The organism is Pseudomonas sp. Z4-20 (genome assembly GCF_051131955.1).
GTDB lineage: Bacteria > Pseudomonadota > Gammaproteobacteria > Pseudomonadales > Pseudomonadaceae > Aquipseudomonas > Aquipseudomonas marvdashtae.
This window is the reverse complement of sequence record NZ_CP071641.1, coordinates 1,908,426-1,931,026: the sequence shown is the minus strand read 5'-3', so window position 1 is coordinate 1,931,026 and position 22,601 is coordinate 1,908,426. Positions and strand designations below refer to the sequence as shown.

Sequence of the window (22,601 nt, the reverse complement as noted above, 5' to 3'; positions counted from 1 at the left end):
GAGCTGTCACCTGAGCGTCATGGCAGTGCCGCAAACTGCCGCTGTCCGCCGAACAGCTTTCATAACAACAAGGACGAAGCCATGCCAACCCAAAATCCCCATCGCATCGTTGGAATCTGCACCTCCAGCAAGGTGTACAACGCGCTGACCGAACTCAAGCACCTGGAAGGCCACCGCAGCGCCAAGTTCCTTTCCCTGCTAGCGGAAAACCTGGTCCGCAAGGGCGTGCTCAATGAGCAGGAAGTGGTGCACATGCTCGATCTGGTCGTCGATTGAGCGGCATCGATTCCTACTATTGAAGCGGTTGATTTTCTGTCATCCCGGTTGAGTCGTAAGGTAACCCCATCGATTGATGGAGGTTCCCATGCCCAAGGTTCAAATCATGTCTGTGATTGGCAGTGCCGTCCCCGCCCGGCTCAGGGAGCGTGGTCTGTTGGCTTGCTGGTATCTGGTGCAGGACGGCGTGACGATCAGCGGCCCGCTGACTTCGCTACCCGCCGCCCAGGCTTTGTCGCAACGTATCGGTCCTTATGTGCTGAATGCCTAAGGCAGCTGCACCCGCGGCTTGCCTTCGACGAACAAGGCCCAGCAGGACATGAACAATGCCGCAATCAGCGGCCCGATGACGAAGCCGTTCAACCCGAACACCGCCAAGCCGCCCAGGGTCGAGACCAGAACCATGTAGTCCGGCATCTTGGTGTCCTTGCCCACGAGGATCGGGCGCAGGAAATTGTCCACCAGGCCGATCACGAATACGCCGAACAACGTCAGCACCACGCCCTGCCAGATCGAACCCGCCAACAGGAAATACACCGCAACCGGAGCCCAGACGATGCCCGCCCCCACGGCCGGTAACAGCGACAGGAATGCCATCAGCACCGCCCAGGGCAGGACCGTCGGAATGCCGAGGATCCAGAAAATCAAGCCGCCCAAAGCGCCTTGGGTGATTGCTACCAGCAGGTTGCCCTTCACGGTCGCCCGGACGACCCGGTTGAATTTCAGCTGAAGACGGCGCTTCTGGTGCTCCGCCAGGGGAATGGCCGAACGGACCTTGCGCACCAGTTCAGGACCGTCGCGCAGGAAAAAGAACAACAGATAGAGCATGACGAAGAAGCTCACCAGGAACTGGAACGTGCCCTGGCCGAAACTGAACGCCTGGGTGGCGAAGAATTCACTGCCCTGCATCGCGCTCTTGACGATTTTGTCGCGCAGCCCACTCAAGTTGCCCAGGCCAAAACGGTCCAGCAAATGTTGAAAATAAGGCGGCAGCGCATCCTTGAAGCGGGCCAGATAATCGGCGACGTCCAGCTCGCCACTTTCCAGGCTCTTGTAGAGTGCCGCACCCTCCTGAACCAGCAAGGTACTGATGACGATCACCGGCAAGATAGCGATGAGCATGCAAAGGGTCAGGGTAACCAGCGTGGTGAGGTTACGCGGCCAATTGAGTTTCAGTTGCAGGCGCCGCTGCAGCGGCGCGAAGACGATGCCCAGGATCACCGCCCAGAAAACTGCACCATAGAACGGCAGCAGGATCCAGACGAAGGCGATGCTGACCAGGATCAGCAACAGCATCTGGGATTTGTCTTGGAGATTCTTGCGGTTCATTTGCTTTCCATGTCCTTGGCAGATAAACGTTAGTCAGCCAGGACTCGCCGGAGTGCCGTCGCGTCTGTTGCGCCGCACTGATCCAGATCAATACCGTCCGGCAGGCCTCGGCGTACCCTCGGCGCTTTTGCGATTCGACGCCACCATGCCCCTCGTAGCCTCCGAACTCCTCGCCCCTGCCGGCACCCTGAAAAACATGCGCTACGCCTTTGCCTACGGCGCCGACGCGGTATACGCCGGCCAGCCCCGCTATAGCCTGCGGGTGCGCAACAATGAATTCGACCATGCCAACCTGGCCCTGGGGATTGAAGAGGCCATCGACGTGGCGCCGGGGGATGGCCACGTGGTGTACGTGCCGATCCCGGATGCGGTGGATTTGCGGTTTGGGTTGTTGATGCGCGATGTGCGCCTCGGTGATGCAAGGTAATTGCGGCAGAAACTGCCGAAGGCTGCGATCCTTCTTTCCCGATAGGACCCGGTTGCCCGGGTGAAAACATCTGGATCGAGATCGAAAGATCGCAGCCTTCGGCAGCTCCCGCCGCACCGATGTCAGATCCGGAACTGCCCCACCAGTTTGCCCAAGCGCTGGCCCAGGTCGGCCAGGCTGCGGGAGGTCTGGGCGCTGAGTTGGGTTTCGTCGGCGACGCTGTCCACGGCCACGGCGATCTGATGCACGCTGCGGTTGATTTCCTCGGCCACCGCGGTCTGTTCTTCGGCGGCGCTGGCGATCTGGGCGTTCATCGAGTTGATGGTGCCGATCAGCTGCGCCATGGTGTCGAGGGAGGCGCCCGCCTCGTTGGCCCGCTCCGAGGTGCCATCGCCGGCCTCACTGGAACGACGCATCGCTTCCACCGCCGCATGCGTACCCGATTGCAGGCGGTCAATCATGCCCTGGATTTCCTGGGTGCTTTGCTGGGTTCGGCTGGCCAGGGCGCGGACTTCGTCGGCGACCACCGCAAAACCCCGGCCCGCCTCGCCGGCACGCGCGGCCTCGATAGCAGCGTTGAGCGCCAGCAGGTTGGTCTGCTCGGCGATCGAACGAATCACGCCAAGCACACTGACGATCGACGCCACGTCCTGCTGCAGGCTGTCCAAAGACACGCCGCTGCTGCGGATATCGTTCACCAGCGCATGAATTTGCTGGATGCTGCCGGCGACCACGCGTTTGGCAGACTGGCCTTCTTCGTCGGTCTGCTGGGCCGCGACGGCGGCGCCCTGGGCACTGCGGGCGACTTCCTGGGCAGCGGACGACATCTCGTTGATCGCCGTGGCGACCTGGTCGGTTTCGTGGCGCTGGCGCTCCATGGCCTGCTCGGAACGCTGGGCCTGCTCGGACACTTGCGTCACCAGCCCGGTCAGTTGCGAGGTCATGTCGGTAATCTGCCTTACCAGGCCGTGGATCTTGTCGACGAAGCGGTTGAACGAGCCGGCCAGTTGGCCCAGTTCGTCCTGGCTGGTGATGGTCAACCTCCGGGTCAGGTCGCCCTCGCCCGCTGCGATGTCATCGAGGTTGGCTTTCATCAAGTGCAGAGGACGCAGGATCGTATTGGCGAGCACCAGGCCCACCACCGCGATCACCAGCAACACCACGGCGGCGATCCCGACGATACTCAGGATCACGCCTTGCAGGCGATCGTGGACCTTGGCTTCCACCAGCGCCACCTGGGCTTCGATGCCGTCCAGGTTGACCGAACTGCCGACCGCCATGTCCCATTTGGACAGGTAGTCGGTGTAGCCGAGCTTGGGCACCAGGTCCTTGCTGCCGGGCAGCGGCGAGCTGTATTCCAGGTAATGCGTCCCGTCCTTGGCGACCTTCACCAGGTCACGGTTGACATAGACACCGTTCGGGTCGCGGTTGTCCTTGAAACTCTTGCCCACGCCATCGGGGCTGTTGGCCTTGAACAGGCGAATGGTCTCGGAGTCGTAGCCGAAGAAGTAGCCGTCCTTGCCATAGCTGATATTCGACAGCAGCTTGATTGCCTGGGCGCGCGCTTCGTTATCACCGGGTGCGGCGGCGTCGTAGAGCGGCTTGATGGCGGTAAGGCCGACCGCGACATAATTCTGCAGCGTAGCCTTGGCCTCGCTGAGGAGGCGTTCGCGGGTCTGCTGGACTTCTTTGCTGGCCTGTTCCTTCAAGATGAACGCAGTGGTTAGACTGATGATCACCGCGGACAGCAATACCGGCAGTATTGCCAGGGACAGGACTTTAGCCTTCAAGCTCAGGCGCATGCTGTTCACTCTTGTAAGTTTTATGGCGTGGTTAGACCTGTTAACGGCACTACGCGGGAAAACTGTAGGACAAGGTGAGACGGTACGCCGAGCGGGCGAGAAACCGGGACGCTGGGTTTGGAGGCTCCTTCGCGAGCCTGCTGGCGAAGGAGCGGACTGCGACGTGAGTTACAACACCATCGCCGCCACCCAACCGAACGCCAGCAGCGGCAGGTTGTAGTGGATGAAAGTCGGGACCACGGTGTCCCAGATGTGGTGATGCTGGCCGTCGATGTTCAGGCCGGAGGTCGGGCCGAGGGTCGAGTCCGACGCAGGCGAGCCGGCATCGCCCAAGGCACCGGCGGTGCCGACGATGCAGACGATCGCCAATGGGCTGAAGCCCAGCTGCAGGCACAACGGCACGAAAATCGTCGCCAGGATCGGCACGGTGGAGAACGATGAGCCGATGCCCATGGTCACCAGCAAGCCCACCAACAGCATCAGCAATGCCCCGACGCCCTTGTTGTGGCCGATCCAGGCCGCGGAGGTTTCCACCAGGCTCTGCACTTCGCCGGTGGCCTTCATCACTTCGGCGAACCCCGAGGCGGCGATCATGATGAAGCCGATCATCGCCATCATTTTCATGCCTTCGGTAAACAGGTCGTCCGTCTCGCGCCAGCGCACCACGCCCGATACCGAGAAAATCAGGAAGCCAGCCAAGGCGCCGATGATCATCGAGTCCAACAACAATTGAATGGCGAACGCCGCCGCAATTGCCAGACCCGCCACCATCAGGCTCAGCGGGTTGTAGCGCACGGCCACTTGCTCGGCCTTGGCAATTTTCTTCAGGTCGTAGACGCGTTTCTTCCGATACGTGATAAACGACAGCACCAGGCCAAACACCATGCCCAGCGCCGGGATGCCCATGGCGTGGGTGACGTTGATGCCACTGACGTCCACACCGCTGCGGGCGATATTGGCCAAGAGGATTTCGTTGAGGAAGATGTTGCCGAAGCCCACCGGCAGGAACATGTAGGGCGTGATCAGGCCGAAGGTCATGACGCAGGCCATCAATCGACGATCCAGTTGCAGCTTGGTCAGCACATAAAGCAGTGGCGGCACCAGCAGCGGAATGAAGGCGATGTGGATCGGCAGGATGTTCTGGGAAGCGACCGCAACGGTGCCCAGCAGGCCAATCAATACCCACTTGACGCCCGAACCGCCCGCGGCGTCCTGACGATCGACCATAGCCAGGGCTTTGTCGGCCAGGGCATGGGCCATGCCTGACTTGGCGATTGCCACCGCGAAAGCGCCGAGCAAGGCGTAGGACAACGCCACCGTCGCGCCGCCGCCAAGGCCGGCATTGAACGCCTTGAGTGTCGCCTCGATGCCCAGGCCGCCCATCAAGCCGCCCACCAGTGCGCCCACGATCAGCGCGATCACCACATGCACGCGGGACAGGCTGAGCACCAGCATGACGCCAACCGCGGCAATTACTGCATTTATCATCGTTACCTCAGAGCACAGCGATGGAAAGCCACCGGACAAAAAGGTCGCGACTTTGCAGCAAGCGGCGGCAAGCTGCAAGGGTCATGCGGCGGGTTTTGCATTCATTCCAGATGTCCCGTGTGCGGGCTTGCTTGTTCACACAAAGGCGCCCTGCACCCGGATCAACGCCGAGGCAGTTGGATCACGACCTTCAACCCGCCCCACTCGCTGTCGCCCAACGCCAGCGTGCCGCCCCAGGTATCAACGATGTCGCGCACGATGCCCAGTCCCAGGCCATGGCCGTCGGTCTGCTCATCCAGGCGCGTGCCGCGGCTGAAGACCTGGTCGCGGCGATCCTCGGGGATACCGGGACCGTCGTCTTCCACCAGCAGGCTAAAGCCCTCGGCCGTTTCGATCACGCTCAGGCGCACTTCGGCGTCGGCCCATTTGCAGGCGTTGTCCAGCAGATTGCCCAACAACTCCAGCAGGTCTTCGCGATCCCAAGGCAGGTGCAAGCCGGGCGGTGCGATGTAAGCCAGGTGCAGATGCTCGCCATGGATCATGTTCAGGGTCGCCAGCAGCCCCGGCAGTTCGGCGTCGCAATCCAGGTGCGCGCCGGGCAAGGCATCGCCGGACAGCCGGGCGCGGTTGAGTTCGCGGTTCAGGCGCTGGCGAACCTGCTCAAGTTGTTCCAGCAGCAGCTTGCGCAACTCGGGATACGGATCGAGCTTCTCGTTCGACGCCAGGCTTTGCAGCACCGCCAACGGCGTCTTCAAGGCATGGCCCAGGTTACCGAGGGCGTTGCGTGAACGCTTGAGGCTGTCCTCGGTATGGGCCAGCAAATGGTTGATCTGCGCCACCAGCGGCTCCAGTTCCCTGGGCACTTGTTCGTCGAGTTGCGAGCGCTGCCCGCGCTGCAATTGGGCAATCTGTTCCCGGGCCTTCTCTAAAGGACGCAGGGCGCGGTGCACGGTGAAGCGCTGCAACAACAGGATCAGCAGCAAACCCGCCAAGCCGAGGCCAACGCCAATCTGCTGCATCCGCAGGAAGCTGTCACGGACCGGCGTGTAGTCCTGGGCCACGCTGATGGAAATCGCCTGGCCCAGGCGCCGATAGTCGGTGCGCAGCACCAGCAGTTTCTGGCCCTCGGGCCCCAGCTGCAGATTGCTGTGCAGCCCCGGATGATCGAGCCGCGGCAGCTCCTGGTCCCATAGGGAGCGGGAGCGCCAATGCGTGTCGGCAAAATCGATGCGGAAGTAATGCCCGGAAAAGGGCCGAAGATAAGCCGGAGACAAACGTCGCTCGTCCAGTTGCAAACCTTGCGGACCCCGGACCAGCGCCACCAGCAGATTCTCGCTGTCGTTACGTAATCCCGCTTCCAGGTAGCGCTGCAAACCCAGTTCGAACAGCCACAGGCTGGTCTGCGCCAGGACCAGGCCGACCACGACCATCACGCCGATCAAGCCCAGGCTCAAGCGCCGCTGGATGGATCTCACTGCGCCTGCCCGCCGAACAGGTACCCCTGGCCGCGACGGGTTTCGATCACGCTGCGCCCCAATTTGCGCCGCAGGTGATTGACGTGGACCTCCAGCACATTGGAATCTCGCTCGGTCTCACCGTCGTACAAGTGCTCGGCGAGATGGCTTTTGGAAAGGATCTGCTCGGGGTGGAGCATGAAATAGCGCAACAAGCGAAACTCGGCGGCGGTCAGCTGGATTTCCGCGCCGTCACGAATCACGCACTGCCGGCCTTCGTCCAGGTGCAGCCCAGCCGCCTGGAGCGTCGGTTGGTTCGCCTGGCCGTGGGATCGACGCAACAGCGCCTGGATCCGCAGGTGCAGCTCCTCGGGATGGAACGGCTTGGTCAAGTAGTCATCGGCGCCGGCCTTGAGCCCTTCGATACGCTCCGCCCAGGATCCGCGGGCGGTGAGAATCAACACCGGGGCGGTCAAGCCTGCGGCACGCCATTGGGCCAGGACCTCAAGCCCGGGCACCCCTGGCAGGCCAAGGTCGAGGATAATCAGGTCATAGGGCTCGCTACTGCCCTGGTAAATCGCGTCGCGACCATCGGCGAGCCAATCGACGGCGTAGCCCTGTCGGGCAAGCCCGGCCATCAGTTCGTCGGCCAGGGGAACGTGATCCTCCACCAAAAGCAGGCGCATCAGTCTTCCTTATCTTTGAGTAAACGGCCGGTCGCGGCCTCCAGGTCCAATTCGCGCACAACGCCATCGGTGTCCAGCAACTCGACTTCATAAATGTAGACGCCGTGTTTTTCTTCCAGCTCGGCCTCCAACAGTTTCGCGCCCGGATGCCGGTCCAGCGCCTGCTGCAGCAGTTGCTCAAGCGGCAAGATCACGCCCTGCTGGCGCAATTGCAAGGCTTCGTCCTGATCCAGGTCCCGCGCCACGGCCAGCGAACAGAATGTCAGCAGCACCAGCGCCCAGCGGCCCCGGGTGCGTTGATTAAACTTCATTACGTATCCTGATGATTCTTGAGCACCTTGCCGGTGACGGCGTCGAGTTCCAGGTCCCACTCGATGCCCTTGGCATCCCGCAGGTCCACCTTGTAACGATACTTGCCATACTCTTCCTCCAGCTCGGTATCGGTCAGGGTGGCGCCAGGGTGTTCGGCCAGGGCGGCGGCGTTGAGTTTTTCGAAAGGCTGGATGGTACCAGCGTCCAACAGGTTTTGGGCTTCGGCGGCGCTGAGGTCTCGCGCTTGAGCCAGCCCGGTACTGATCACCAGAAGCGTCACGATGGAAAAGGCAGTCAGACGGTTCACGGGTTATCTCCTTCTTATAATCTCCACCGGACAACTGTATCGGCAGGAACTTAACTGAAACTGAATTGCCATCATTGGACCCAAGCCAAATCTGCGAGGTGTGTCGTTATAATCACCCGCTTGCCTGTATTCGAGATCGGTATGACCGCCATTCACATCAAGTACCCTGCCCTCACGCTCAAGGCCGGCCCTCGCGCCTTCCTGCGCATCCGCCAGGCCGGCCTCAAGCCCGCCGACGTCGGCATCCTTCCGGGCGCCGCCGGTGGTCCGAAGGCCTTGGGTATCCAGGGGCTTGACTTGGCATTGTTCGGCGAATGGCTGCCCGCCGCCCCGCGAGAGCGTTCGTTGATCGGCGCTTCGGTGGGTTCATGGCGCTTTGCTAGCGCCTGCCTGCCGGACGCTGCAGAAGGAATCCGCCGCCTGGGTAGCTTGTACAACGAACAGAGCTTTGCCAAAGGCGTGACCATGGCTGGGGTCAGCCAGAGTTCGCAACGCATGCTCGATGACTTGCTTGACGGTCGCGACCTGAGCATTCTCGACAACCCGCATTACCGGCTCAACATCATGGTGGTCAAGAGCCACGGCAGCCTGGCACTGGATCACCGCGCACGGCTGGGTCTGGGCCTGTCGTCGGTGATTGCCGACAACCTGCGCGGCCGGGCGCGGCTGTCCCGGCATTTCGAACGGCTGATCGTGCACGATCCCCGCCTGGCGCCACCGCTGCATCCGCTGACCGACTTCCCGTCGCGCTTCGTGCCGCTGGTGGCCGGCAACCTGCGCCAGGCGTTGCTGGCGTCGGGCTCGATCCCGATGGTGATGGAAGGCGTGCGCGACTTGCCTGGCGCCGGTGCCGGGACCTACCGCGATGGCGGGTTGTTGGATTACCACCTCGACCTGCCCTACAGCGGCGAGGACATCGTCCTGTATCCGCACTTTACCGATCGGGTCATCCCCGGCTGGTTCGACAAGGGCCTGCCGTGGCGTCGCGGCAACATCGAGCGCCTGCAGGACGTGTTGCTGCTGGCGCCGTCGCGCGAATACCTGTCCCGCCTGCCGTTCGGCAAACTGCCGGACCGCAACGACTTCAAGCGTTTCATGGGCGATGACGCGAGCCGCCGCAAATACTGGAGCACAGCGATGGACGAAAGCCGCCGGCTGGGTGACGAATTCCTCGAGCTGACCGCCAATGGTGGATTGGGCGAACGTTTGCTGACCCTTTAGTCAGCACGCTCGCGCAACACAGAGGTACGTGGGCGCCTAGAGTCGGATGTTGCGATGAGCTGCGCTTGCCTGGACGACCCAAAAAAGACCAGAATAAAGTCCATTATAGGAGCCTACCCATGCAAATCGTCTTGGCTGATGTGGCCGTCAGCGTATCGGAACTGAAAAAAAATCCGTCCGCCGTCCTCAACGGTGCTAACGGTTCGCCAGTGGCCGTGTTGAACCATAATCGCGTGATGGGCTACATGGTGCCGGCAAGCGTCTACGAAGCAATGATCGAGCGCCTGGATGAGTTGGAGCTGGCCCAGGTGGTGAAGGCCCGGCTTGAGGCCAACGACACGCCCGTGCGCGTGTCGATGGACGATCTCATTGGCGAGGCTGAGGCTGCTATCGCCAATGGGCACTGATTATGCTGTCGAATGGAACCCGAAGGCACTCAAAGAGCTTAAGAAACTGGACGGTGTCGTCCGTTTACAGTTTTTGAAAAAACTTCAGGAACGGCAAGGGCACCCCCGCGTGCCGGGCGACGCCCTTCATGGAATGAAAGACTGCTACAAGATCAAATTGCGCGGCGCTGGCTATCGACTGGTATATCGCATCGAAGATGAGCGAATTGTCATTCTGGTCATAGCAGTCGGTAAGCGCGAGCGCAGCAGCGTCTACGATTCGGCCAAGACCCGCTAAGACAGGTGCGTTTGCTGACCCTTTAGTCAGCACGCTCGCGCAACACCTGGATCAAACTGATAAACTGCGCCGCCTGCCTCGCGCCCGCCCATTCAAAGAGCCAAATCTGTGGAAATCTTCAAGGAATTTACATTCGAATCCGCCCACCGCCTGCCTCACGTGCCGGATGGCCACAAGTGCGGTCGCCTTCATGGTCACTCGTTCAAGGTGGCGATCCACCTCAGTGGCGACATCGATCCGCACACCGGCTGGATTCGCGACTTCTCGGAAATCAAGGCGATCTTCAAGCCGCTCTACGAGCGCCTGGACCACAACTACCTTAATGACATCCCAGGCCTGGAAAACCCCACCAGCGAAGTCTTGGCCAAGTGGATCTGGAACGAGTTGAAGCCGTTGCTGCCGGAACTCAGCGCCATTCGTATCCACGAGACCTGCACCAGCGGTTGCATCTATCACGGCGAGTAGACAAGTCCCCTCACACAGGTTGTTGTTGGCAGACTCACGTCAGGGTTTTGTGTCTATGCTTTCTGGCTCGAACATGCCAAGAGGACACAATCATGACCCACTGGCCGCTGGATCAGGTCTACAACTTCGACGGACATCCCATCCGCTACGCCGTCCAAGGCGACGGCCCGCCGCTGGTGTTTGTCCACGGCACACCATTCTCTTCTTATGTATGGCACCGGATCGCCCCGTTGTTCTTTGCCTCGCATAAAGTCCATTACTTCGACCTGCTGGGTTACGGCCAGTCCGCGCAACCTGACGCCGATGTGTCTCTCGGCGTGCAAAACCGCTTGTTCGAAAGGCTGCTTGAGCATTGGGACCTGGACTGTCCAGACGTAGTGGCCCATGACTTCGGTGGTGCCACCGCCCTGCGGGCGCATCTGCTCGATGGCAAGGACTACCGAAGCCTTACGCTGATCGACCCGGTGGCCTTATCGCCCTGGGGTTCACCTTTTGTCCAGCATGTGCGCCAACATGAAGCGGCGTTCAGCGGCTTGCCCGATTATATCCAGCGAGCCATCGTGCCGACGTATATCCGCGGCGCAATAAAACGAGACATCCCGGACGAAGAACTGGCGCCCTATGTACAGCCATGGCTCGGCGAGACCGGCCAGGCCGCGCTCTATCGGCAGATTGCGCAGATGGACGAGTGCTACACCGATCAGGTCCAGGACTTGTACCCGCAAGTGCGCTGCCCGACGCAAATACTCTGGGGCGAGGACGACCAATGGATCCCCATCGAACGCGGCAGGGCGCTGCACACCATGATTCCGGGCGCGCAGTTTCACCCGGTGCCGAACGCCGGGCACTTGGTCCAGGAAGACGCGCCGGAAGCCATCGTCGCGGCGCTGTTGCGATTCTTATTGGTGCACGTTCAGACCTGAACGCATCGTTTCGTGGAAGCGGGCCTCTGAGCCGGACGGTCCGTGTTCCAACTTGAATCATCCCTGCTCCGCTTTTGCTCCTTGAACCCCACCGGATCCACAACTTGGCTATACATAACCGGCGATCGCTGGTTTGGCACGGCCGCTGCACGCTTGCGTTTTTCCTTTTTCCGCAAGGACCGCCACATGACTCAGAACGATCCGGGCAACGACTATCCTTTGAGCGAAGTGCCGATGCATGCGCGCAAGGGTTTGGCCTCCACGGCCATGGTGCTGTTGGGCTTCACCTTTTTCACCGCGACCATGTTTGCCGGAGGCAAGCTGGGCGTGGCGTTCGGTTTCGCCGAGATGCTCAGCGTCATCGTCATTGGCAACCTGCTGCTGGGCCTGTATGCCGCAGGCCTGGGTTACATCGCCTTCAGGAGCGGGCTCAATTCGGTGTTGATGGGGCGCTTCTGTTTCGGCGAGGTGGGCAGCAAGCTCAGCGACTTGATCCTGGGTTTCACTCAAATCGGCTGGTACGCCTGGGGCACGGCCACCGCGGCGGTGGTGCTGGGCAAGTATTTCGAACTGAGCCAGGGGACCGTGCTGGGGCTGATGGTGCTGTTCGGGCTGGGGTTCTGCGCCACGGCCTACATTGGCTATCGCGGGCTGGAAATCCTGTCCTACATCGCCGTGCCAGCGATGATGTTGCTGCTGATGCTGTCCATGTGGGTAGCGACGGTTATGGTCGGCGGCCTTGATGGCCTGCTGGCGGTGGTACCTACGGGCAGCCTGGACTGGTCGACCGCGATCACGCTGGTGTTTGGCACCTTTGTCAGCGGTGCCACCCAGGCGACCAACTGGACACGTTTTTCCCGTTCGGCGAAGGTCGCGGTCCTGGCCAGCCTGATTGGCTTCTTTATCGGCAATGGCCTGATGGTCCTGATCGGTGCCTACGGAGCCATCGTCTATCAGCAGCCGGACGTGGTCGAAGTCCTGTTGTTGCAGGGTTTCGCCATGGCCGCAATGGCCATGTTGCTGCTCAACATCTGGAGCACCCAGGACAACACCATCTACAACTTCGCCGTGGCCGGCTGCAACCTGCTGCGCACCCGTCGCCGCAGGACGGTCACACTGGCCGGCGCGGTGATCGGCACGCTGCTCGCGCTACTGGGCATGTACGACATGCTGGTGCCTTATCTGATTCTGCTCGGCACGGTCATCCCGCCCATTGGCGGCGTGATCATGGCCGATTTCTTCTTCCGCTGGCGTGGTCGCTATCCTCGATTGGCCGAGGCGCAACTGCCGGCGTTCAATTGGCCAGGCTTATGTGCCTACGGCGTCGGCACCCTCGCGGCATTCAACTCGCCATGGATCGCGCCACTGGTAGGAATCGCCACCGGCGCGCTAACGTATGTGCTATTGATCGGCGTACTGGGTAGCCGCACCGCCACCGCGCCACTCCAAGACCTATAAGGATTGTCCGATGCACATCATCAACGCCCGCCTGCGCAACCGCGAAGGCTTGCATGAACTGCACCTGGAAAACGGCCTGATCGCCAACATCGCCCGCCAGACCGAGGCCCCCACCCTGGCGGCCGAAGACCTCGACGCGGGCGGCAACCTGGTGGTGCCGCCTTTCGTCGAACCCCACATCCACCTGGACGCCACCCTCACCGCCGGTGAACCGCGCTGGAACATGAGCGGCACGCTGTTCGAGGGCATCGAGTGCTGGGGCGAACGCAAGGCCACCATCACCGAGGAAGACACCAAGACCCGCGCCAAGAAAACCCTGCAGGCCCTCGCCGCCCATGGCATCCAGCATGTGCGCACCCACGTCGACGTGACCGATCCGGCGCTTACCGCGCTCAAGGCGATGTTGCAAGTGCGCGAGGAAAGTCGTCATCTGGTCGACATGCAGATCGTGGCTTTCCCCCAGGAAGGCATCGAGTCCTACCGCAACGGCCGCGAGCTGATGGAAGAAGCGATCCGCATGGGCGCCGACGTGGTGGGCGGCATTCCGCATTTCGAATACACCCGCGACCAGGGCGTCAGCTCGCTGAAATTCCTGATGGACCTGGCCGAGCGCACCGGCTGCCTGGTGGATGTGCATTGCGACGAAACCGACGACCCGCATTCGCGCTTCCTGGAAGTGCTCGCCGAAGAAGCCCGCAGCCGCGACATGGGCGCCAGGGTGACCGCCAGCCACACCACGGCCATGGGTTCCTACGACAATGCCTACTGCGCCAAACTGTTCCGCCTGCTGGGACACTCGGGCATCAGCTTCGTATCCTGCCCCACCGAAAGCATTCACCTGCAAGGGCGCTTCGACAACTTCCCCAAGCGCCGCGGCGTCACCCGCGTCAATGAGCTGCTCGAAGCCGGAATGAACGTGTGCTTCGGCCAGGACTCCATCGTCGATCCGTGGTATCCACTGGGCAACGGCAATATTCTGCGAGTGCTCGAAGCCGGCCTGCATATCTGCCACATGCTCGGCTACCGCAACCTGCAAAGCGCCCTGGACCTGGTCACCGACAACAGCGCCCAGGCCATGGCTTTGGGCGAGCGCTACGGCTTGGAACCCGGGCGCCCGGCGAACCTGCTGATCCTCTCAGCCGACAGTGACTACGAAGTGATCCGCAGCCAAGGCCTGCCCGTCTACTCGATCCGCAACGGCGAAGTGCTGATGAAACGGCAGATGCCGGCGGTGGAATTTGGACCGCAGTTGGGCTGAAGTGCAAAGTCGGCGAGCGGGAGCTTGCCAGTGAAAACGTCATGGGCGCGCTGATACGCTATGGCAGAAGCCGCGCCGTGCCGAACAGGCTGACCCGGACCAATTCACCCGCCTGTTCCTCCAGCAGGATCGGCGCAGTGCCGCCGGGCATCACGACGCGTACCGGCCCGGCCTTCACCCAGCCCACCCGCCAAGCAGCACTGGCCACGGCGCTGGCGCTGGTGCCAGACGACGCGGTGGGACCTTCGCCCCGCTCGAACACCCGAGCGTCGATCCGTCCCTCGGCCGCGGGCGATGCCCACTGCAGGTTTACCCCCGCCCAACAAGGCATCCCCGTCCCGCCGGGCGCCGCATAGGCAATACGAGTCAGGTTTTGCGACAGCGGCTCGGCGCGCATCTGTGCAAGGCTTGGCAGCGCGGCCGCGTCATCCACCAAGGTCACGCAATGAGGATTGCCGATGCGCACGAACTGGCTGTAGCGCCAGGCCAGGTTCAATGCATGGAGCGATGGCACGCGACTCACGTCGCACTGGTTGAACGTCACGTTTTCCGTGCCGTCGGCATCGACGGCCAGGGGACCGAACGACGGTGCGCCCAAGTCCAGCCAGAAGCCTTGGACACCTTCGAACTCAGCGACACGAACCGATGTTTGCAGGGGTGAGCCACCGTCGTGTTTGTCGTGATGAACCTGTAGCACGCAGCCATCATCCTCCGGCAGCAACCCTCGTTCTTGCAGGGACAGGGAGAAAATCGTCAGGCCATTGCCGCTGCGCTCGGCCAGTGTGCCGTCGGTATTGACGATCAGCAGATCAAAGGGCGGCGCGTCCTGGAACGGGCCGACCAGCAGGCCGTCGCTACGATGGGCCTTGGCGTCCGGCGGCGCCTTTCCCGCTGCCCAACCGCAGAAGGCCTGCACGGCGGTGGTGCTCCAGGCTTCACGCGTTTGCGCGGCCTGGGCGGCAGACAGCGGCAAGTCAATGCCATGGGCACGGACCTGCCGCGGTGAAACCACGCCATAAATATTGCCGCGCGCATCATAAAATCGTGTCATGCACCTGATCCGGTCAATCAGCGAAAGGATCGCCACTTTATGCCGGCTGGGCCCACAGGGGCAAAGCTTGTGGTGGGTGCGAACATCGCGTCGGCACCTTGGGGTCGCAGCGAGGTCAGTGGATATGCAAGCATAGGCCCCCGCCTGCATCACCGCACCGCACGAAAGCCAAGGACGTTTCATGACCGCAATTACACCTCCTCCCACTTTTGTTCCCGGACGCCTGGAACAGATGTCCACCCGCATCGCCTATCTCATCGCCGGTATCGGCATCGCCGCCTGGGCGCCGTTGGTGCCTTACGCCAAGGTGCGGGCGAATCTGGATGAAGGCACCCTCGGGTTGCTGCTGCTGTGCCTTGGGGTCGGGTCGATCCTGGCGATGCCGATTTCCGGCGCGCTGGCGACGCGGTTCGGCTGCCGTCGGGTGCTCAGCGGCGGCACGATCCTGATCTGCCTGGCCTTGCCGTTGCTGGCAACGATGACCTCCCTGCCCTGGTTGGTGGCCGCGTTGTTCCTGTTTGGCGCCGGGCTCGGCACCGTGGACTCGACCGTGAACCTGCAGGCGGTGATCGTCGAGCGGGCCAGCGGCAAGACCATGATGTCGGGTTTCCACGGCATGTTCAGCCTCGGCGGGATCATCGGCGCGGCGGGTGTGAGCGCCTTGCTCGGCCTGGGTCTTTCGCCATTAGGGGCGACGCTGGTGGTCAACGCAGTGCTGCTGGTGGCGCTGTTCAAGGCTGCGCCGCACCTGTTGCCCTACGGCAGTGAAAGCTCGGGACCGGCGTTTGCCATCCCCCATGGCGTGGTGCTGTTTATCGGTATCCTGTGTTTCATCGTGTTCCTGGCCGAAGGCGCGGTGCTGGACTGGAGCGCGGTGTTCCTGACCGCCGAGCGCGGCGTGGACAGCGCCTACGCCGGGCTGGGTTATGCCGCATTCGCCTTGACCATGACGGTCGGCCGGCTGACGGGCGATTCGGTGGTGCATCGCCTGGGTGCCAAGCGCGTGATTATCTTCGGCGGGGCGATCGCAGCAGCGGGTTTCTTGTTGGCGACCGTCGCACCGATGTGGCAAGCAGCGCTATTGGGCTACGCATTGGTCGGTGCCGGATGCTCGAACATCGTGCCGGTGCTGTACACCGCCGTCGGCAAACAGACACTGATGCCCGAAGCCATCGCGGTGCCGGCCATTACCACCATCGGCTATGCCGGCATCCTCGCAGGGCCGGCATTGATCGGTTTTGTCGCCCATGGCAGCAGCCTGAGCATTGCGTTCGGTTTGATTGCGATGTCGCTGGTGGCGGTGGCGGTCAGCGGGAAAGTGTTGAAGGTCTGAAGCCTTGTAGATTCACCCGTGGCGAGGGAGCTTGCTCCCTCGCCACGGGATACATTGCAACGCCAGGGCGGCTAGAACCGACACACCGCCGCCGCTCCGCTATCGGTCGGCATGACATGCTCGGGCGGGACTACCACCACTTCGCCGCCTTGCCGGGTCACGGCCAGGATCAGTTCATCGAGCACATCCGGGGCTTGTTCGTCGCCGGTTTCGTCGATGATGAGCCTGCCCTTGTCCGGGTCGAGCTGACCGGGAACCTGCCGTTCGGCCTCTACCAGCAGCAACGCGACACGACTTTCCCAAGCGGCCTTGGCGATGTTGGCCAGGTTGTCCATCGCCCGTCCCTGCCCCACCGCGACGCCGTAACGATTCAGGCTGTCGACCACCCGGTCAGCGTGGCTGTGTGCCATGAGTTTCGAGCACTGGACCCGCAACTCTTCCAGGCCCAACCGCGAAGGATCCCCTTCGATGCCCTGCGCCAGCACGTTCGGGTTATGGCTGACGGCACGGAACACCGCCTGGTTTTCCGGCAGGGCCACGACAATCATCGGCAGCCCCGAAGGTTGCGAATGGTATTGCAGGATGGCTTTGTCCACAGCGCGCAAAAACCGCTCGCGGTCCAGGTTGATTTCATCTTGCTTACCGCCGCCGGCGGACTCATGCATCATCGGATCGCCGCGCTCGCTGCTGCGGCTGAAACCGTTGGGAAAGCCTTGCTGGTCTCCCGAGGTCAAGTCGTCGCCCAAGGCCTCGTTCTGGTTACGCGGAACCTGTTCGGCCAACTCGACTTTTTCCAGCTGCTCGCAAGAGCCCTCGTACAACCAGACCTCATTACGGGTCAGGCACAGCACTTGATATCGCTCGGTTGACTGGACCAGCCGCAGCAGCGGCTTGAGGTAAGGATGGCTATTGGCGAAGGCGCATTGCGGCAAACGCTGGTTCACAGCGATGACTTTGAAATAGTCACGGGCGCCAAACACCGCGATGCCGTCGCGATTGGAGTTCCAGAACGCCTGGTCGTCCACCAGCGCATGAAAAGGCTCGAGCAACGGCGTGCAATCGAGGCCAGGGTGCTGGTTTTCCAGTTGGGTTTGCAGTTCGCGCACCAGGTTCTTGTAGCGAATCGGGTCCTGGCTGCGCTCCGGGAATGTGCGGTGTGTGGGCATATACAACGAAAGGCTCGGCTGTTCGTCGAACGCCAGGAGCTCGGCCAGCACTTGTCGGCTGAAGGGTTGATGAGCGGTCATGATTGTCTCCTTATTCTTTGCCACGAGCCTCTTGGTTTTCGAGGAAATCCTCCTCCAACATGGCGTCTACCATTTCCGGCGGAGCTTCATCCACAGGGGCAGTCACGCGCCCCATGGATTCGACGGCAGGGTTGAGTTTGCCGACCTGATGATCGAGCGCATGCAGCATTTTCTCGGCGGCGCCCTCCACCGCCAGCTCCAGGCTATCGGCCTTGTGGCTAACGGAGATGGCCGCAACGCCTTGCAGGCGCGCCTCGATCTGGCAGCGTTTGTCCGCGGCGCCGCCCTTCTGGGCGTTCTCGTCGCTGACGTGGATTTCGACGCGGGCCAGTTGATCTTCGAAACGCTGCAGCGCGTCCACCACCGTGCTGCCGACCCACTCCTGCAATCGGGCACTGCCTTCGATATGGTTGCTGTTGACTTGAACTTGCATGATCGACTCCTTTGCAAAAGACGGCTGACGCCGCCTGTTGTAGGTAGAAGAAGATCAAACGGGTGAAGTTCCCGGCGCGGGATGACTGGCCAATGCCTTGGCCAAACGCAGCGGCGATGGATAAAAAAAAGGGAGCGCTCCAGAGCGCTCCCGCAATTTTCCAGTGAACAATTGGGCGCCTTACATCTCGGGCATTTTCCGGAAGCCCACCGCCAGCCGGTTCCAGCCATTGATGGCGTTGATTGCCACGGTCAGGTCGACCATTTCCTTGGGCGTAAAGTGCTCGCTCAGCAATCCGTAGTCTGCGTCGGGAGCATGGGTGTCGCTCAAACGGGTCAGGGCTTCGGTCCAGGCCAGGGCGGCGCGTTCGCGGCCGGTAAAGAATGGCGCCTCGCGCCAGGCCGTCACGGCATACAGCCGACGTTCGGTCTCGCCGCTCTCGCGCGCGTCGGCGGTGTGCATGTCGATGCAGAAGGCGCAGCCGTTGATTTGCGAGGAACGCAGCCTGACCAGCTCCAGCAGCGACTTTTCCAGGCCCAGTTTCGAGACCGCGGTTTCCAGGGCCAGCATGGCTTTGTAGGCATCAGGGGAAGCGGCGTAGAAATCGATACGTGGTTGCATCTTGAACTCCTGGACAATTGAGGTGTGGCGCTACGTTAGTCCTGCACAGGCGCGGGACAAATAGCCAATTGTTGGGAAGTTCGGGTGGCCAATGGAGACCGGGATTTACCTATGGAATTGACCGCAAGCTTTTTTGTCAGACCCGACTGCGCAGCCATTGCAAAAAACGCTTCTTGGCGATCGGCTTGGGCACGTCGCGGGTCAGGTTCTGGGCGAGGTGGATGCGCACGTCCAGCAGGTTTTTCATCGCGTCGTTGATGTCGCGACGGGCATCCAGGCAGGGTCTGAGGTAACTGTTCTCGATGCGATAAAGTGTACAGAAGGTCTTGGCCGAGAAACTTGCCAGGGTGGCCTGCTCGGAGACAATTCCGGCTTCGCCAATCACCTCGCCCGGCCCCATGCGCGCGGCTTCGAATGGCTGGCCGTTGCGAATCAGGGTGACGCTGATCACGCCGGTTTCGATGATGAACAAATGGTCGCTGACCTCACCGGCGGGCAGGATCATGTCACCGGCGCGAAAGGTCTGCAACGTCATGTTCTGGCTGAAGGTATCCTTTTCATCCGGGCGCAGCGTAGAGAAAATGCTTGAGCTTTCCAACAGCGCCCGGGGACGCGATGCGCCCATCGCCGCGGTGCTTTCGCCGGTGGACAACAGGCTGACGCCCGACGCCTGCAAATGCCGAAACGCCAAGTCGAACAATTGATTGCGTACCTCGCGCTTCTGCCCCATTGAAGCCACGAACCCGCTGATCTCGTATTCCGCGCCAGCGCTTCCCGTGCTTTTCAGCGTCACGCAAGGCGCCGGGCTGGCGAGCAGCGCGCGGCAGCCGATCATTGCGCGCTCCAGCGCGTCGATGACCTTTTGCGGACGCGCGTGAGGACTGACCTGCAGGCTCACGGCCAAGCCATGCATATCGCTGGGCCGGCTGAAGTTGACGATCTTGGCCTTCGCCGCGAGTGAGTTGGGAATCACCGCCATACTGCCCTGGGAAGTCTGCAACCGTGTCGCCCGCCAATCGATGTCGGTGACCCGGCCTTCGGTGCCATCGATGGAAATCCAGTCATCGACTTGATAGGGCTTGGTGGTGTTGAGCACGATCCCGGAGAACACGTCGCTGAGCGTGCTCTGCAAGGCCAGGCCGACGATGATCGCCATCGCACCGGACGTCGCCAACACGCCCTTGACCGGCAAATCCAGCACGTAGGCCAGCGCCGCGATGACCGCGACCAGGAAGATCACCGCGCCGAGCAGATCCTGCAGCAATCGCCCGGTATGGCCGACCCGTTGCATCATGACCGCGCCGATCATGACCGTCAGGGTCCGCGCGGCGAACAGCCACCAGGCAATCTGCAAACCGGTCGCGGCCAAGTGCCGCGGCACATCGTCGACCCACTGCGCGGGTTCCATGGGATTGAGCCCTTCGCTGAACAGCAACATGCTGAACAACGAAAAAATCACCAGCCGCCCGCCGATTTTCCAATAGGTCCGATCAACACTGACCAGCCGCCACAACAGCAAGTCGAGCATAAGCAACGCCAGGGCGCTGAGCAGCGGGTGATCGGTGATCAGGGACAGCATCAGGGGACAGCTCCAGAAGGTCGTTGGCGGGAAGATTGGCACAGAATCAGCCGGCTGTAGAGATCGCCGAAAAACCTTGTAGGAGCGCGCGCTGCCTCAGCCGTCCATACCCCCGAAGCGCCCGGAATGAAAATCCTCGAAGGCTTGGTGGATTTCCTGCTCGCTGTTCATCACGAACGGACCATGACCGACGATGGGTTCATCGATCGGTTCGCCGCTGAGCAGCAGCAATACCGCGTCTGTGTCGGCGTGCAGGTTCAATTGATCACCAGCGTGCTCGAACAGGGCTAATTGCCCCGCCTCCACCCGCTCGCGGTCATTGGCCTGGACCGAGCCACGCAGCACGACCAGCGCGGTGCTGCGGCCTTCATGCAGGTCGAGCGTCAGGTCCTTGCCGGCATTCAGGCGGATATCCCAGACGTCGATGGGGGTGAAGGTTTTCGCCGGGCCTTGATGGCCCTGGAACGTACCAGCAATCAGCCGCAGGCTGCCGGCGGCGTCCTCCAGGACGATGTTCGGGATGTCCCCCTTGAGAAGGGTCTGGTAGCCGGCCGGGGCCATTTTGTCCTTGGCTGGCAGGTTGACCCACAACTGGACCATTTCCATGAAGCCGCCCTGCCGGGCAAACGCTTCGGAATGAAACTCTTCGTGAATGATCCCAGAGGCGGCGGTCATCCACTGCACATCTCCGGGGCCGATCTTGCCGCCGCTGCCGGTGGAGTCACGGTGTTCCAGCTCGCCCTGGTAGACAATGGTCACGGTCTCGAAACCGCGATGAGGATGCTGACCGACGCCACGACGTTCACGGGTGGGCGCAAACTCGGTGGGGGCCGCATGGTCCAGCAGGAGAAATGGGCTGATGTGCTTGCCCAGGTTGTCGTACGAAAATAGCGTGCGCACCGGGAAGCCGTCGCCGACCCAGTGCGGCCTTGGACTGGTGTAGAGGCCAATGATCTGTTTCAAGCTGCGTCTCCAAATCAGGTGTTGTGATTCGATGGACACAGCTTAAAACCCATACCGCTGGTGCACCAGACTGCAAAAATCGGTCTTAGCGTTCTATCTACAGAACAGTGATTTTCAAAGCTGATTGCGCTTGGCAAACTCCGACAGGCCCACCAGGGAATTCAACCCAAGCTTTTCCAACAGGCGGGTCTTGTAGGTGCTGACTGTCTTGGGGCTCAGGAACAACGCCTCGGCGATGTCCTTGCCTCGCATGCCCATCGCCAGCATCCGTAAAATGGAAAGCTCGCGCGTGGACAGCCTCTCCAGCGCTTGCTGCTCGGTTTGTTGTTGGAAATCCAGCCTGACGGCCATCTGGGGAAAATAGGAATAGCCGGACTTGATGGCGTGAATGGCCTTGATCAGCTCTTTCAGATCGCTTTTCTTGGTCACAAACCCCCTGGCCCCGGCCGAGATACAGCGATTGCAGAAATGCGGGGCATCCTGGGAGGTGAACGCCAGCACGGCACACTCCGGATACTGGCCAGTGATCCAGGCCAGCAAGTCCAGGCCATCGAAACCGTTCATCACCAGGTCCAGGATCACCACGTCCGGAACGTTGTCCTTGATGCGCGTCCTGGCATCGGTCGTGCTGCTGACATCCGTAACCTCAGTGAATCCTTCGTTCTGACAGACAAGCCGCAGCGCCCCTCGGATGACAGGGTGGTCATCAACAATCAGTACTTTTTTCAATACAGCTCCCCGAGTCAATGCAAACGGCGCCGACGCCATGACTGCACCGGACTGTTACACAGGTGATTGGTCGCGCCACCTGTCAGATCTGACAGTGCCGACTAACGGCGCACATCAGCCGCCGTGCCCCTGCCTGACGGCGCCTCCCAGGGTTGGGCCGACTCGCTGGCCTCGGGATCGACGCCCTTCATCAGGCGCCGCAGCGAAACAGCATCGGGTAAATGGGCGGTCATCATCTGCAAACAGGCTCGCCGACCGGCGGGCAACGTCCCCAGCGGAGGTTCCTGAGCGTTATAGATCAGCCCATGACGGACTTGCAGGTTATCGAGGCAGAACCCAGGCAGGTCCAGCGCGCGCTTTGCCAAACTGGCGTTGACGACAACCAGGTCGAACGGCTCGCAGCCATAGTCCACCAACGTCAGGAACTCGTGCACGTCACTCACCGGCGCAATGCGGAAATAGCCCAGATGATTGAAAAGGCGTTCCAGCTGCATTCGATGAAAATGCAATGGGTCGGCAATCATGATACGTAGTGCTTTATTTGGCATGGCAGGC

At 61.5% G+C, this 22,601-nt stretch carries 25 protein-coding genes and 1 pseudogene; 11 read left to right on the top strand and 15 right to left on the bottom strand.

What is annotated here, in order from left to right; genetic code table 11:
* Positions 1-81: 81 nt before the first annotated feature.
* Positions 82-276, top strand: a complete 195-nt coding sequence (locus tag J3P82_RS08925) for a hypothetical protein (RefSeq protein WP_186614871.1) — start codon at positions 82-84, stop codon at positions 274-276.
* Positions 277-364: 88 nt separating this feature from the next.
* Positions 365-547: a hypothetical protein gene (locus J3P82_RS08920; protein WP_434562356.1), complete on the top strand. Its 183-nt coding sequence runs from the start codon at positions 365-367 to the stop codon at positions 545-547.
* On the opposite strand, the gene J3P82_RS08915 is transcribed toward J3P82_RS08920, so the two are convergent.
* Positions 544-1,605, bottom strand: a complete 1,062-nt coding sequence (locus J3P82_RS08915) for an AI-2E family transporter (protein ID WP_434562354.1) — start codon at positions 1,603-1,605, stop codon at positions 544-546. The genes J3P82_RS08920 and J3P82_RS08915 overlap by 4 nt on opposite strands.
* A gap of 145 nt (positions 1,606-1,750) precedes the next feature.
* Between J3P82_RS08915 and J3P82_RS08910 the strand changes: the two are divergent.
* Positions 1,751-1,921 (top strand): annotated as a pseudogene (locus tag J3P82_RS08910) (U32 family peptidase); the annotation flags it as partial.
* A 233-nt stretch (positions 1,922-2,154) separates the two neighbouring features.
* Here the strand turns inward: J3P82_RS08910 and J3P82_RS08905 are convergent.
* The 6 genes from J3P82_RS08905 to J3P82_RS08880 form a co-directional block, all read right to left on the bottom strand.
* The gene (locus tag J3P82_RS08905; RefSeq protein ID WP_434562352.1) at positions 2,155-3,834 is read right to left on the bottom strand and encodes a methyl-accepting chemotaxis protein; all 1,680 of its coding nucleotides are present in this window, start codon (positions 3,832-3,834) and stop codon (positions 2,155-2,157) included.
* Between the two features lie 168 nt (positions 3,835-4,002).
* Entirely contained in the window at positions 4,003-5,319 is a 1,317-nt protein-coding gene (locus J3P82_RS08900) for a Na+/H+ antiporter family protein (RefSeq protein ID WP_434563756.1), read from the bottom strand.
* Between the two features lie 164 nt (positions 5,320-5,483).
* Complete coding sequence (locus J3P82_RS08895) at positions 5,484-6,797, bottom strand: ATP-binding protein (RefSeq protein ID WP_434562350.1); 1,314 nt, start codon at positions 6,795-6,797, stop codon at positions 5,484-5,486.
* Positions 6,794-7,462 carry a response regulator transcription factor gene (locus J3P82_RS08890; protein ID WP_434562348.1) on the bottom strand — a complete coding sequence of 223 codons (669 nt, stop codon included), beginning with the start codon at positions 7,460-7,462 and terminating at the stop codon, positions 6,794-6,796. The genes J3P82_RS08895 and J3P82_RS08890 overlap by 4 nt, the downstream gene beginning before the upstream one ends.
* Entirely contained in the window at positions 7,462-7,773 is a 312-nt protein-coding gene (locus J3P82_RS08885) for a PepSY domain-containing protein (RefSeq protein WP_434562346.1), read from the bottom strand. Before J3P82_RS08885 ends, J3P82_RS08890 begins: the two co-directional genes overlap by 1 nt.
* Positions 7,773-8,081, bottom strand: coding sequence for a PepSY domain-containing protein (locus tag J3P82_RS08880; RefSeq protein WP_434562344.1), 309 nt, complete (start codon positions 8,079-8,081; stop codon positions 7,773-7,775). The genes J3P82_RS08885 and J3P82_RS08880 overlap by 1 nt, the downstream gene beginning before the upstream one ends.
* 141 nt (positions 8,082-8,222) lie before the next feature.
* On the opposite strand from J3P82_RS08880, the gene J3P82_RS08875 reads away from it, so the two are divergent.
* The 7 genes from J3P82_RS08875 to codA all read left to right on the top strand — a co-directional run bounded on the left by J3P82_RS08875 (position 8,223) and on the right by codA (position 14,090).
* Positions 8,223-9,302: a patatin-like phospholipase family protein gene (locus tag J3P82_RS08875; RefSeq protein ID WP_434562342.1), complete on the top strand. Its 1,080-nt coding sequence runs from the start codon at positions 8,223-8,225 to the stop codon at positions 9,300-9,302.
* A gap of 119 nt (positions 9,303-9,421) precedes the next feature.
* Positions 9,422-9,709: a type II toxin-antitoxin system Phd/YefM family antitoxin gene (locus J3P82_RS08870; protein ID WP_434562340.1), complete on the top strand. Its 288-nt coding sequence runs from the start codon at positions 9,422-9,424 to the stop codon at positions 9,707-9,709.
* Positions 9,699-9,986 carry a type II toxin-antitoxin system RelE family toxin gene (locus tag J3P82_RS08865; RefSeq protein WP_434562338.1) on the top strand — a complete coding sequence of 96 codons (288 nt, stop codon included), beginning with the start codon at positions 9,699-9,701 and terminating at the stop codon, positions 9,984-9,986. Before J3P82_RS08870 ends, J3P82_RS08865 begins: the two co-directional genes overlap by 11 nt.
* A gap of 108 nt (positions 9,987-10,094) precedes the next feature.
* Positions 10,095-10,451, top strand: coding sequence for a 6-carboxytetrahydropterin synthase QueD (gene queD / locus J3P82_RS08860; protein WP_003203918.1), 357 nt, complete (start codon positions 10,095-10,097; stop codon positions 10,449-10,451).
* Positions 10,452-10,543: 92 nt separating this feature from the next.
* Entirely contained in the window at positions 10,544-11,374 is an 831-nt protein-coding gene (locus J3P82_RS08855) for an alpha/beta fold hydrolase (RefSeq protein ID WP_434562336.1), read from the top strand.
* A 186-nt stretch (positions 11,375-11,560) separates the two neighbouring features.
* Positions 11,561-12,832, top strand: coding sequence for a cytosine permease (gene codB / locus J3P82_RS08850; RefSeq protein ID WP_434562334.1), 1,272 nt, complete (start codon positions 11,561-11,563; stop codon positions 12,830-12,832).
* A 10-nt stretch (positions 12,833-12,842) separates the two neighbouring features.
* Complete coding sequence (gene codA, locus J3P82_RS08845) at positions 12,843-14,090, top strand: cytosine deaminase (protein WP_434562332.1); 1,248 nt, start codon at positions 12,843-12,845, stop codon at positions 14,088-14,090.
* Positions 14,091-14,148: 58 nt separating this feature from the next.
* Here codA and J3P82_RS08840 read toward each other — a convergent pair whose 3' ends face one another.
* Positions 14,149-15,141 carry a diaminopimelate epimerase gene (locus J3P82_RS08840; RefSeq protein ID WP_434562331.1) on the bottom strand — a complete coding sequence of 331 codons (993 nt, stop codon included), beginning with the start codon at positions 15,139-15,141 and terminating at the stop codon, positions 14,149-14,151.
* 181 nt (positions 15,142-15,322) lie between these two features.
* On the opposite strand from J3P82_RS08840, the gene J3P82_RS08835 reads away from it, so the two are divergent.
* Positions 15,323-16,474 (top strand): MFS transporter, encoded by a 1,152-nt coding sequence (locus J3P82_RS08835; protein ID WP_434562329.1) that lies wholly within the window; start codon positions 15,323-15,325, stop codon positions 16,472-16,474.
* 71 nt (positions 16,475-16,545) lie between these two features.
* Here J3P82_RS08835 and J3P82_RS08830 read toward each other — a convergent pair whose 3' ends face one another.
* The 7 genes from J3P82_RS08830 to J3P82_RS08800 form a co-directional block, all read right to left on the bottom strand.
* Positions 16,546-17,721 carry a hypothetical protein gene (locus J3P82_RS08830; RefSeq protein WP_434562327.1) on the bottom strand — a complete coding sequence of 392 codons (1,176 nt, stop codon included), beginning with the start codon at positions 17,719-17,721 and terminating at the stop codon, positions 16,546-16,548.
* Between the two features lie 10 nt (positions 17,722-17,731).
* Positions 17,732-18,154 carry an HPF/RaiA family ribosome-associated protein gene (locus J3P82_RS08825; RefSeq protein WP_434562325.1) on the bottom strand — a complete coding sequence of 141 codons (423 nt, stop codon included), beginning with the start codon at positions 18,152-18,154 and terminating at the stop codon, positions 17,732-17,734.
* A 180-nt stretch (positions 18,155-18,334) separates the two neighbouring features.
* The gene (locus J3P82_RS08820; protein ID WP_434562323.1) at positions 18,335-18,775 is read right to left on the bottom strand and encodes a carboxymuconolactone decarboxylase family protein; all 441 of its coding nucleotides are present in this window, start codon (positions 18,773-18,775) and stop codon (positions 18,335-18,337) included.
* A 136-nt stretch (positions 18,776-18,911) separates the two neighbouring features.
* Positions 18,912-20,354: a mechanosensitive ion channel domain-containing protein gene (locus J3P82_RS08815; protein WP_434562321.1), complete on the bottom strand. Its 1,443-nt coding sequence runs from the start codon at positions 20,352-20,354 to the stop codon at positions 18,912-18,914.
* Between the two features lie 96 nt (positions 20,355-20,450).
* Positions 20,451-21,317, bottom strand: coding sequence for a pirin family protein (locus tag J3P82_RS08810; RefSeq protein WP_434562319.1), 867 nt, complete (start codon positions 21,315-21,317; stop codon positions 20,451-20,453).
* Positions 21,318-21,431: 114 nt separating this feature from the next.
* Positions 21,432-22,046, bottom strand: a complete 615-nt coding sequence (locus J3P82_RS08805) for a response regulator (protein WP_434562317.1) — start codon at positions 22,044-22,046, stop codon at positions 21,432-21,434.
* Between the two features lie 101 nt (positions 22,047-22,147).
* A complete protein-coding gene (locus J3P82_RS08800; protein ID WP_434562315.1) occupies positions 22,148-22,594 on the bottom strand; it encodes a response regulator in 447 nt (148 codons plus the stop codon).
* Positions 22,595-22,601: the final 7 nt, after the last annotated feature.